Annotated in this window: 7 protein-coding genes; 3 read left to right on the top strand and 4 right to left on the bottom strand. The window is 60.3% G+C overall.

Annotation, left to right across the window (positions count from 1 at the left end; translation table 11 throughout):
- Positions 1-16: 16 nt before the first annotated feature.
- The 4 genes from M9827_RS19255 to M9827_RS19270 all read right to left on the bottom strand — a co-directional run bounded on the left by M9827_RS19255 (position 17) and on the right by M9827_RS19270 (position 8348).
- The gene (locus tag M9827_RS19255) at positions 17-3178 is read right to left on the bottom strand and encodes a hybrid sensor histidine kinase/response regulator (protein ID WP_250606662.1); all 3162 of its coding nucleotides are present in this window, start codon (positions 3176-3178) and stop codon (positions 17-19) included.
- 84 nt (positions 3179-3262) lie between these two features.
- The gene (pvrR, locus tag M9827_RS19260; protein WP_250606663.1) at positions 3263-4450 is read right to left on the bottom strand and encodes a response regulator cyclic di-GMP phosphodiesterase PvrR; all 1188 of its coding nucleotides are present in this window, start codon (positions 4448-4450) and stop codon (positions 3263-3265) included.
- Entirely contained in the window at positions 4437-7250 is a 2814-nt protein-coding gene (locus M9827_RS19265; protein ID WP_250606672.1) for an ATP-binding protein, read from the bottom strand. The genes pvrR and M9827_RS19265 overlap by 14 nt, the downstream gene beginning before the upstream one ends.
- Positions 7251-7343: 93 nt before the next feature.
- Positions 7344-8348 (bottom strand): fimbrial protein, encoded by a 1005-nt coding sequence (locus M9827_RS19270; RefSeq protein ID WP_250606665.1) that lies wholly within the window; start codon positions 8346-8348, stop codon positions 7344-7346.
- 238 nt (positions 8349-8586) lie between these two features.
- Here M9827_RS19270 and M9827_RS19275 point away from each other — a divergent pair, with 238 nt between their 5' ends.
- The 3 genes from M9827_RS19275 to M9827_RS19285 are packed head-to-tail and all read left to right on the top strand — an operon-like array spanning position 8587 to position 11746.
- The gene (locus M9827_RS19275) at positions 8587-9069 is read left to right on the top strand and encodes a MarR family winged helix-turn-helix transcriptional regulator (protein WP_123450831.1); all 483 of its coding nucleotides are present in this window, start codon (positions 8587-8589) and stop codon (positions 9067-9069) included.
- Positions 9059-10528: an efflux transporter outer membrane subunit gene (locus tag M9827_RS19280; RefSeq protein ID WP_250606666.1), complete on the top strand. Its 1470-nt coding sequence runs from the start codon at positions 9059-9061 to the stop codon at positions 10526-10528. Before M9827_RS19275 ends, M9827_RS19280 begins: the two co-directional genes overlap by 11 nt.
- A 15-nt stretch (positions 10529-10543) precedes the next feature.
- The gene (locus tag M9827_RS19285; RefSeq protein ID WP_250606667.1) at positions 10544-11746 is read left to right on the top strand and encodes an HlyD family secretion protein; all 1203 of its coding nucleotides are present in this window, start codon (positions 10544-10546) and stop codon (positions 11744-11746) included.
- Positions 11747-11835: the final 89 nt, after the last annotated feature.

An 11835-nucleotide genomic window follows, 5' to 3' on the forward strand; every position in this document is an offset into this window, starting at 1 on the left:
TTTATCCAGAGTGAAATTATTCGAGGGTGTCGAGCAGGTCGGTCAGACGCGCCAGCTGTTGGCGCACTTGCAGGGCCAGCGCCGGAGTGATCGCCATGCCGGTCAGGCGACATTCCAGCTCGACCAGTGCGCTGGCCAGGGCCTCGACCCGCACGGCGCCGAGTGCCCCGGCCATGCTGTGCAATTGCTGTGCGACGCTGCTGGCGTTGGCCGCATCCAGCGCGGTCAGTGTGGTCTGAACGTCGCGGCGCAGGGTTGCGACGAACAGCTCGCGCATTTTCGGTGAGAGGGTCGGCGCGGCGTCTGCCACCGGCGCGATCACTGTCTGGCAGTGGCTTTGCAGCTGCGTGCGCAGTGTCGCCAGGTTCAGCGGCTTGACCATCCATGCGTTCATGCCGACAGCGGCGCAACGTTCACCTTCTTCGCGCAGGGCATTGGCGGTGACGCCGATGATCGGCAGCGTCGCATCCTGCTGGCGCAGTGCGGCGGCCAGTTGGTAGCCGTTCATGATCGGCATGTTGACGTCGGTCAGCAGCAGATCGAAGCGTCCGGGTGCCCATTGCACCAGCGCCTGTTCGCCATTGGCGGCGACGACTACCGAACAGCCCAGCGCCTCCAGTTGTTCCTTGATGATCGCCGCGTTGATCGTATTGTCCTCGGCCACCAGTACGCGCAGGTTCAGCGCTCGGCTGTTTTCCTGCTGCGAAGGCACACGCGGGTGACTGGCGCCGTGCCGGGCCAACGCAATTGCCCAGCCAATTGCGCGTACATCGTCCGCATCGACTTGCCAGCCGCTGCCGCTCACCCGCGCCGGATTGGGCCCGCCTGCAGTGGCGAGGATACGCGGGCCATCGAACACGCTGGCGTTAGCCAGGGGCGCAAGGTCTACCAGCAGCGCCGCGGAGGGCGGCAGCTCGTTCGTCACCAAGCGACAATCAAGGCCAAAACGCTCAAGCCAGGCGCTCAGATGCTGCGCCAGTTCGGCCACCGGTGCCCGTACATAAACGGCAGCGCCGCCGGGCACAAACGATGGGCAATCGGCAAGACTGCCAGGGGCGCAATCGAGGGTCAGTTGCAAGTTGAAGCGGCTGCCCAGTCCCGGCTCGCTGACCACGTTCAACTGACCTTGCATCAACTCACACAGCCACTTGCAAATGGCCAGACCCAACCCGGCGCCGGCATGACTGTCGGCTTCGTTGACTTGATAGAACGGGTCGAACAACTGCTGTTGCTGCGCTTGGGAAATGCCCACACCCGAATCGCTGACCTGCCACTGCACCTCGGCGCGACCGCCCGCGTTTTGCAGCACACGAACGCGCATGACCACACGGCCATTGTCAGTGAACTTGATGGCGTTGCTCAGCAAGTTATTGAGGATCTGGCGAATGCGCTGCGCATCACCGAGCAATTGATCCGGCAGCGCCGCATCGATGCAAGCATACAGTTGCAAACCTTTGCCACGGGCAAACGCGCCGAAGCTGCGTACGACGTCTTCGGTCAGCTCCAGCGGACAAAACGGCTGAAGCTCGAGGTTCATTTGCCCGGCCTCGATTTTCGACACATCCAGCACGTCGCTGATCAGCTTGAACAGACTGGCCGACGAGCGCTGGATGGTGTCCAGATAGGCCTGTTGACGCGGGTTCAGCGTGGTCAGGCCGAGCAGTTCCAGCGTGCCGAGCACGCCATACAGCGGCGTGCGGATTTCATGGCTCATCGTCGCCAGAAACCGGCTCTTGGCCTGATTCGCCGAATCAGCGGCCTGGCGCGCGACCTCAAGCGCCGCCGCGTCTTCGACATGCCGGGTCACATCGTGCAGTGCACACAGCCAGGCGTCCTGGCCCTGATAACGGGTGGCGACGAAGGCGACATGCAAATGCCGACCGCCAATCTCCAGTTCGGCATGGCCCTGGCCGGTCGCTGTCTGCCGGTCGAGCAGGTTGATCAGTTCGCGGGTGTCGTGCCATTGCTGAGCGCGCTGGTTCTCCAGCAATACCTGATGATCGCGGCGACTTATCACGCACAGGCCGGTGGGCGCGGTGTCGATGACCGCGCGGCTGAACGCTTCGCTTTCGGCGATGCTCGCGTGGGCACTTTGCGCGGGAAGGATAACGCGCTGGGTGTACCAGCGATTGAGTGCCCGGCCACTGCCGAGCAGGGCGAGCACGAGAACCAAAAGGCACAGCAATGGCCACAGCGCGTAATCGAGAAAGCTCTGCACACTGATCACGTAAATCGCCGTCCACGGACGTTCGCCGGGGCTGGTCAGCTTGAACACCAGGCCATCAGCGGTCAGATTCGTGCCTTCATTGAGCACTTGATCGGGCTTCAGCGCACCGATCAACACCGTACCTTCGGGCGTGATCAGGGTGAAGTCGTCGTAAATCGACCACTTCATCAAACGCTCGATGTTGTTGACCTGAGACAGTTTCAGCAGCGCGCCGACCACCGCCCAGGAGTTGGCGCCTTCGATGGCCCGCGTCGTTTTGCTCAGATTGATCCGCACGTAGGCCAGCAGAGTCGGGGTAACGTTGTCCTCCTCGGCGAACGCGTAGGGCACCCAGTGAACCTGCGCTGAAGTCTGCGTGCGCCGTTGCATGCTCATCCGGGTCATGAGCTCGACGAAGTTGCTTATCTGCGTCGGCCCTGCACCACGCAAACGGCCGGCGGCGGGCACGGCGATATCGAAATTGTCCGGCCCGTTGAGCAGGATCACCTGCGGCGACTGGTAATGCGAGGCTGCCCAGAAGGCGCTGTAATAAGCTGCCAGATAGCTGCCGAGGGCAAACACCTTGGGGTGCTGGCTGGGGGCGATTCGGTCCGGATCGATCTTTACGCTGAACGGCAGCGAAAAAGGCAGCCCACGGCCTTCGTAAATGTTCGGCCCTTCTTCGGGCAAAAGCTTTTGGACAACCGGCGGCGTCACAGCCTCGGCAAAGTACACACCCTTGGCGCTGGCCCTTGAGATCGCGTCGAGAAAGGCTTCCTGCTCGCGAACGTTTTCCATCAGTCGGGCGAAGTGGAACTGCAGGGTATCGCGCTGTTCTTCCACCATGCGCTGCACGCCCAGATAACTGATGCCCAGCAACAACAGGACCAGCGCACCGAGCACCAGCAAGCTCTTGTTCAGGCGTAGCGAACTGCTGGCGAGTCTTTCCAGAAATGCGTTGGGCTGGGGCATTACAACGCCTGATCAGGCAAAGTGGAAAAGTGTCTGGACACAAAGACCTCGGTGGCAAACGGTATCGTCAACAGCGTCTGGGGTTCACCAGGCATTGGCCGGTCCATCATGGGTCAGCAACTGCTGGAACTGCTCCGCAGACACGGCGTGGGAGATCAGGAAACCCTGAACCTGAGTGCAGTCGATCTTACGCAACAGAGCAAGTTCTTGCGCGGTTTCCACGCCTTCGGCGACCACCGTCAGGCCCAGTTGCCGACCGAGGGTGACAATGCTGGTCAGCGCCTGGGCCAGTTCGGCGTTGCTGTTGCAACCCTGCACCAGCGCGCGGTCGATTTTAAGCTCGGTGAAAGGCGCCGACACCAGATTCATGTAAGAACTGTAGCCTTTGCCGAAATCATCCTGAGACAAACCGAAACCCTTGATCCGCAAGCGGCAGGCGCCGGCGTAGAAATTACTGATGTCATCAGGCACCGAGCATTCCATCAGCTCGAAACAGATCCGCGCCGGCAGGCCTTCATGTTGCAGCACGAAAGCGAGGATGCGGTCGGGCAGATCATGGCTGTTAAGCAGGTGCGTGGGCAGATTGATTGACACCGGAATGTCATAGCCCTGCTGGCGCCATTCGGTTTGCGCGGCAATCGCCTGTTCCAGCATTCGCCAGAGCAGCCGCTCTTCGAGGTCATAAGCAATCAGCGCCGGTAGAAATGCCCCCGGCAACAGCGTGCCATGTTCGGGATGCATCCAGCGCACCAGTGTTTCGGCGGCGACGATGCGGCCATTGTCCAGCGCCTTCTTGGGTTGGAACCAGGCCTGTAATTCACCCTTGTCCAAGGCATGCACAATACTTTGCCGATCAATGCCGGGCTGCGTCGCGACCGGGCCGGCCTGGCGCAGCGTTTGTAACTGCTCGATCAGACAACGCAGGGCAGCGCTGTTGACCGGTTTGGAAATCAGCCCGATGACTTTGACCTGCAGGTTGCTCGCCACCAGGCTCGCACCCATCAGCATGCGCCGCGAGGCAGCGCTCATGATCGCCAGTGCCGGGCGCGAGGGCTGCGCGGCCAGGCCCTGGATGAACTGCACGCCGTCCATGCCCGGCATCAGCAGATCGGTGAGGACCAGATCGAATTTGCGGTTTTTCAGGCGCCGCAAGGCTTCTTCGCCGTCCCGGGCAAACTCCAGATCGAACACGCCCAGCTCGTTGAACAGGTTCTGCAAGTACAGGTGCTGGAACGGATGATCTTCGACAATCAGCAGGCTAGAGGACTTCATGGGCGACTCGTTCGTAGGGAGCCAGGATGGTCGACAAGGCTCTTAGCGTAAAAGGTTTGACCAGGCAGTGGTTCATGCCGGCCGCCAGGCACAGGGCCTCTTCACCGCGCAGGGCATTGGCGGTGGCGCCGATGATCGGCGTGGTGCAGCCGAGGCGGCGCAAGGCTTTGGCCAATTCATAACCGTTGAGTCGTGGCATGTTGACGTCGCTGAGCACGACATCGAAGGTGTCGTCCTGCCACAGCGACAAGGCCTCTTCGCCATCGCTGGCCAGCGCTACCGTGCAGCCCAACTCTTGCAACTGGTCGCGCAGGATCAACTGGTTGATTGCATTGTCTTCGGCCACGAGGATGTGCAGATGCAGCGGCGCCAGTGCCTGGGTTTCTGCCTGTTGCGGATGCTCGATGCTCTGGCCGCCCTGAGCCTGGCGCACGGCCTGGCGGATCGCGGCCAGGTCACTCAGATTCGCCACCCAGCCTTTGCCCGTGCATTGCGGCTCACAGGCCGCATCGCCACTGGCCAGTACCCGCGGCCCTGACCAGTGCAGTTCGCCGCGCGGCTCCATCGGTGCCGGGTACAGTTCCAGCAACACGCCAGCGTCGGCAGATTCGTGGTTGTCCGGCGCGCCGAGGTGCGGTCGGGCGCCCCAACGGCGCAGCCAGCCAGCGAGGCTTTCAGCCAGTTCGCGTACCGGCGACACCACGTAAACGGTTTCACCCGCCAGCTTCGGCGCTGCTGCGGGCAATCCGCTGCCCGCGCGCTGCTCCAGTGGCAAGGTCAGGGAAAAACTGCTGCCCAGCCCCGGTTCACTGACCATGCGTAGCGTGCCGTTCATCAAGTTTGTCAGCCGCAGGCAGATCGGCAGGCCCAAACCGGTGCCCGCGACTGCATGGCTATTGCCCTGGGTCTGATAGAACGGTTCGAAGATAAATGCCTGATCTGAATGGGCAATACCGCGACCGGTGTCCGACACCTGCCATTGCACGCACACGCGCTCGCCATCACGGGACAGCGTTTTGACCCGCAACACCACGCGTCCGGAGTCGGTGAATTTGACCGCGTTGCTCAACAGGTTATTGAGAATCTGCCGCACCCGGCTGACATCGCCCACCAGACTGTCGGGCAGTTGCGGATCAAAGCATGCATACAGCTGCAAACCTTTGCTCTGCGCCGCCGCCGCGTACCCCTGCACCACCTCCTGTGCCAGCGCAACGATGGAAAAGTCGCTCAGCTCCAGCGCCAGTTGCCCGGCCTCGATTTTCGACACATCAAGCACATCGCAGATCAATTGCAGCAGGGTCGCGGACGAGCCTTCGATCGCGCGCAAATAGCTTTTCTGCTGGTTGTCGAGCCGGGTGCGGGCGAGCAGTTCAAGGGTGCCGAGCACGCCATATAACGGCGTGCGGATTTCGTGGCTCATGGTCGCGAGAAACAGGGTTTTTGCTTCGTTGGCGGCATCGGCTGACTGGCGCGCCTGCTCCAGCGCCGCTTCGATTTGCCGGCGCGCGCTGATATCGCTGAAGGCGCAAAGCAATACGTCTTCGCCTTTGTAACGGGTCGGCGCGCAGCTCAGGTACAGGTGCCGGCCATCAGCGGTGTCGATATAGTCGGTCAGGCAGGGCGCGTTGTCGTCAAACGCAGCGCGAATCCAGCCGGGGCCCAGTTGCTGGCTGCACGTGCCCAGCCATTGTTGGGCAAGGGTATTTTCCAGTACCACCTGGCCATCGCTGCGGCGCAACACGCAGAGTGCCACGGGGGCGGTCTGGATCACGTCGCGGCTGAACAGCTCGCTTTCCACCAGCGCCTGAATCCGGTGCAGTGTCGGCGTGATGAAGCGATGTTCCAGACGCCGGGTCAGCAGACACACCAGGCTGATGCTCGCCAGACAGAACACCAGTGCGCCGAGCATCTGCGGCCACAAGGCCCAAAGCACCGCCAGCAAGTCGATGGAGTAGGTGAGTTGCCAGTCCGATGACTTGAGCTGTTTGCGCAATACCAATTGCTCGGGTAGCCAGCCGTCGCCGACGAATCCGAAGAAATCCTGCTGGCGCAGCAGTGGCAGATCCTGCCCGGGGGGCGGCTTGTGGCTGTTGCTGAACAGCGGCATCCCTTGCGAGTTGAACATGGTGAACTCGCCGGCACTGTGGTCGCTCAGCGCATTGGAGACTTCACGGTCATCCATTTCCAGACCGAGCCAGCCGGAATCGGGGTCGCGATCATCCAGGCGAATGAAGATGTACAGCTGCGAGTGCCCTTCCAAGTTGTGGGTCAGCCAGATTTCTTTGAGGGCGCTGGCGTTGTCGCGTTTGAAGGTTTCCAGGCGATCAAGCATCGCGCGTGGAAAATCGCCAGCCATGGGCGTCGTGTTGTACAGGCGCCACACCTGCGCCTCGGCGCCGCTGCTGACGTAGAGCAGATTCAATTTGCGCGCTTGCAGATAGTCGCGCATGCGCTGGGTCAGCCAGATGCTCCATTGCTTGCCTGGGATTTGTCCCAGCAGCAGCCGGATTTCTTCCTCGGACAGCGGCGCGCTCAACGCGGTCTGGCGAGTCGCCGACAAACTCAGGCTTTCCAGCAGCGCCTCGCGGGTGGTGAAAAAGGTATGCGCCTCGGCGATGGCGCTGCTCATGTAACTGCGCCGCTGAGAAATTTCGTTGTTGAAGGTGAACAGCAGAAAGCTGTAGACGCCGCCGAGGATGCCCACCAGCAACACCCACGCAAAAATGCGCAACAAACGTCGCGCAGCGTGGGGTGTGGACAGGACCGGGCTGATCTGGTGGAGGTAGTTCTTCAATCGCATCCCGGCACAGTAGGAGCGGCCGGGCATGATGAAAATCAGACGATTCTTAAAGAGGTTGCGCGAACAATTGGCTGTAGCAACCCATCAATGGATTCAAAGGTAACTCATGACAAATGCAATCGTTGCGTTGGCTGTACCGGCGCGCATGCCCTTGTCAAACCCGCCATTGCCACCTGTTTCAGCGACGCGAAAGTAACGAGCGCTCAGGGGGATCTTCAAGTTGCCTCCCGCAGGAGAATAGTCCGCGAACACATAGCTTTGATGTAAAACCAAGGGGGTTCCATCGCTATTGAGTACTTGCAAAGCCACACCCTGAGCAGTCGAATCTGCACTCAACTTTACGATGCCCCTCGTGGAGTTTTGCGAAGGTGAAGTCAGGGTAGGCTTGAGCATATAAGTTACTTTGTTTATGCCTGGCGGACAGTTGTTAAGGCTGATGTCAAACTTGACCGGCTCAGAATATGCGCCGTTTTGGGCAAAGCTACTCATGTCATGCGACCCCATGTCTACTTTGATGTCAGGCGTTTCACAGGATTGAGGCACAATCGTTGTGCCATTGGTCGCCATTGCGAGTGGTGACACTCCATCTGCATGGAAAACCCCAAGTGTTCCTGCCGGGATTTTCTGTACATCGATTACATCCGCTATTTTGAATAGCCGCAGCACGTGTCTTGTGGTGTCCCATCCGTATCCGCCCGCCTCTCGGCGAATACCCGGATAAATGGGTAGGGTTACATTGTCTTTGTAGGACCACTGCCATGCGAGCCCGGTGTTTCCGATTGCGTAAACAAGGTCACCCGATTTAGACACACCGACGTTGTTCTGAATACCATATGAAAACTCGTTAGTACATTTATACGAGCTGGGCGTAGGTCCCATTGTGAGCGGAGGGCTTTCATATATTACGGTGCCGTTAGGTGTATCACGAGGAATCGAAAGTGTAGCGGGTACTTGCATAGTGATAGTTGTTTGATGATGACCCGGGTAGAACGCGCAATTAGCCGCGTCCGCGTAGCTTGGCGCGAAAAGTAACGACAGACATAGCGTGTGAATCAATTTCGTTAGCTGGAGCGGGCGCTGGAGTTTGAAACGTTTCATGAAGAGGGCTTTACGTATCGGCCAGTGAGCGGCGTACGTTAGCCAAGGCATTCAAGCCCGCCCATCAGGCGATTCTTAGAAAGCAATCATCCCTTGCACCGTGTTGCCGCCTTCGCAATAAAACCCAGCCCACTGGTCAACTAATTACCAAGCCACCTAACTATTACGTTGACATTCGCTGCCTAGGCAGTAACATCTCGACATACATTCACTGCCTAGGCAGTTATTAGGTGAGCAAATGAAGCATTTCACCCCGGACGAATTCAAACACTGCCATCTCGGCCTGTTGCTTGGCCGTGCTGCGCTGCTCAAGGACCGGATCATCGACACCCACATGGAACCCCACGGCATCACCGCCGCGCAGTTCAAGGTGTTGATCATCATGGCCCAGTTCGGCGTCGACACCCCGGCCGAGCTGTGCCGGCATCTGTCGCTGGACAGCGGTTCGATGACGCGCATGCTCGATCGTCTGGAGCAGAAAGGTTTCCTGGTTCGCCAACGCAGCGAAGGCGATCGCCGGCAGGTGCAACTCAAACTCACCGAGCAGGGCCAGCAACTGGCTGATCGCCTGCCGTACATCGGCGCCGACGCGATGAATGAACTGGCGGGCGCCGTCACTCCGGACGAGTTGAAGACCCTGGAATACATCCTCAAGAAAATCCTGCTGGCAGCCGGTGACCCGATCACGATCCAGCGGTTAGGTGAACACAATGAGCGGTAAAACCTTGCGCAGCAGCCTGACGCTGGTGCTGTCGGCGATGATCCTCGCCGGTTGCGCCAACTACAGCGGCCTCGACACCCAAGGCCAGAACCTTGATGCGAAAAGCCTGAAAGTTGGCCAATCCCTCGACGGCGTGACCCTGTCGCCGGCCGCGTGGCCGAAAAGCGACTGGTGGACCAGCCTTGGCGATCCGCAACTCGACGGTTTGATCCGCGAAGCGCTGCACGACAGCCCGGACATGCAAATCGCCGAAGCCCGCGCGCATCAGGCCAGCGCCGCCGCGTATGCCGCCGATGCCGAACGTTATCCGACCCTCGACGCCAGCGCCGGCATCAGCCGTTCACGCTTGGCTCGCGATCAGGATCCGCTGGGGCAGGGTGGGGCTTATTCGACGGTGCGCAATGTCAGCGCCGGTTTCAATTACAACTTCGACCTGTGGGGCGGTCAGCGTGATGCCTGGGAAGCTGCACTCGGTCAGGCCCGTGCCGCTGAAGTTGATCGTCAGGCCGCACAACTAACCCTTGCCGCCGATGTCGCTCGCGCTTACAGCGATCTCGGGCAGGCACACATCGTTTATGACCTGGCGAACGAAGACCTCAAGCGCACCAAGCAAATGCTCGATTTGAGCCAGCGTCGCCTGAGTTCCGGGATCGACAGCCAGTATCAGTTCCAGCAAACCCAGAGCCTGGAAGCCAGTTCCGAAGCCAGCCTGATTGACGCGGAAAAACGCCTGAACAGCGCCAAAATCGCTTTGGCCGTGTTGTTGGGCAAAGGCCCGGATCGCGGCAACGAAATCGCCCGACCGAAAGTCCTGCAAGCCAGCGCTGTCGCCGTGCCGTCGGTGCTGCCGGCGGAGTTGCTTGGCCGTCGCCCGGATCTGGTCGCCGCGCGCTGGCGCGTCGAAGCGGCGAGCAAAGACATCGACTCGGCGAAAACCCGCTTCTATCCCAACTTGAACCTCACGGCCTCGGCCGGTGCCGAGTCCTTGTTGGGTGACGCGATGTTCGGTTCGGCCAGTCGCTTCTTCAACATTGCCCCGACCATTTCGGTGCCGATTTTCGACGGCGGACGCCTGCGCGCCAACCTCGATGCGCGCGACGCCGATTACGACCTGGCGGTGGCGCAGTACAACAAAAGTCTGGTGAAAGCACTGGGCGATGTCAGCGACACGATCAACCAGTTGCGTGACATCGGCCGGCAGATCGGTGCGCAGCAACACGCCACCGAGATTGCCCAGGATTCTTACAACACCGTCGTCCAGCGTTACGGTTCCGGCATCGGCAACTACCTGGACGTGCTCAGCATCGAGCAGCAATTGCTGCAGGCCCAGCGTCAACTGGCCAACCTCAATGCCGAGCAGATCGACCTGTCGATTCAACTGATGCAAGCGCTGGGCGGCGGCTTCCAGGGCGACACCCTGACCGCAGCCAACGCCACCCCAGCCACGTCGCACAACTAATTCAAGGTAATTGTCATGGCCACTGCCGAAAATACCCAAGCTCAAGGCAACACCCCGGACACCGGCAACCCGCGCAAACGCAAAGTCATGCTGCTGGTGCTGGCCGTTGTGGTCGCGCTCGCCTGCGCCGGCGTCTGGGCGTATCACGAATTCATCGGGCGCTTTAACGAAAGCACCGACGACGCCTACGTCAACGGCAACGTCGTCGAAATCACCCCGCTGGTGACCGGCACCGTGGTCAGCATTGGCGCTGACGATGGTGATCTGGTTCATGAAGGTCAGGTGCTGATCAACTTCGACCCGAACGATGCCGAAGTCGGCCTGCAAAGTGCCAAGGCGAAACTGGCGCGCACCGTGCGTCAGGTGCGCGGCTTGTACAGCAACGTTGATGGCATGAAAGCCCAGGTCAACGCGCAACAGGCTGAAGTGCAGAAGGCGCAGGACAACTACAACCGCCGGAAAAACCTGGCGCAGGGCGGGGCGATTTCCCAGGAAGAACTGTCCCACGCTCGCGACGACCTGACCTCGGCGCAAAACGCCCTGGCCAACGCCAAACAGCAATTGAAAACCACCAGCGCACTGGTTGATGACACCGTGGTCTCGTCGCACCCGGACGTGATGTCGGCGGCTGCCGATTTGCGTCAGGCTTACCTGACCAATGCCCGCAGCACGCTGATCGCGCCGGTCACCGGTTACGTTGCCAAGCGCACCGTGCAACTCGGTCAGCGTGTGCAGCCGGGCACGGCGTTGATGGCGGTGATTCCGCTGGATCAACTGTGGATCGACGCCAACTTCAAGGAAACCCAGTTGCGTGACATGCGCATCGGTCAGCCGGTCGATATCGAATCCGACATCTACGGCAGCGACGTGAAGTACAGCGGCACCGTCGACAGCCTCGGTGCCGGCACCGGCAGTGCGTTCGCCTTGTTGCCGGCGCAGAACGCCACCGGTAACTGGATCAAGATTGTTCAGCGTGTGCCGGTGCGCATTCACATCAACGCCGAAGAACTGGCCAGGCATCCGCTGCGCGTCGGTCTGTCGACCAATGTTGAAGTGAACCTGCACGACCAGAGCGGTCCGGTGCTGGCTCAGCAGCCGCCGCAAAAAGCCTCGTTCAGCACCAACGTCTACGACCGTCAACTGGCCGAAGCCGACGCGATGATTGCGCAGCTGATCCACGACAACAGCGCTGCGGCGAGCAAAACCGCGCAACGCTGAATCTTTCCCCTGTGGGAGCGAGCCTGCTCGCGAATGCTGACTGACATTCAACTTGGAAGTTGTCTGACACACCGCTTTCGCGAGCAGGC

Origin of the sequence: Pseudomonas sp. AKS31, from assembly GCF_023634765.1 — a bacterium.
Lineage (GTDB): Bacteria > Pseudomonadota > Gammaproteobacteria > Pseudomonadales > Pseudomonadaceae > Aquipseudomonas.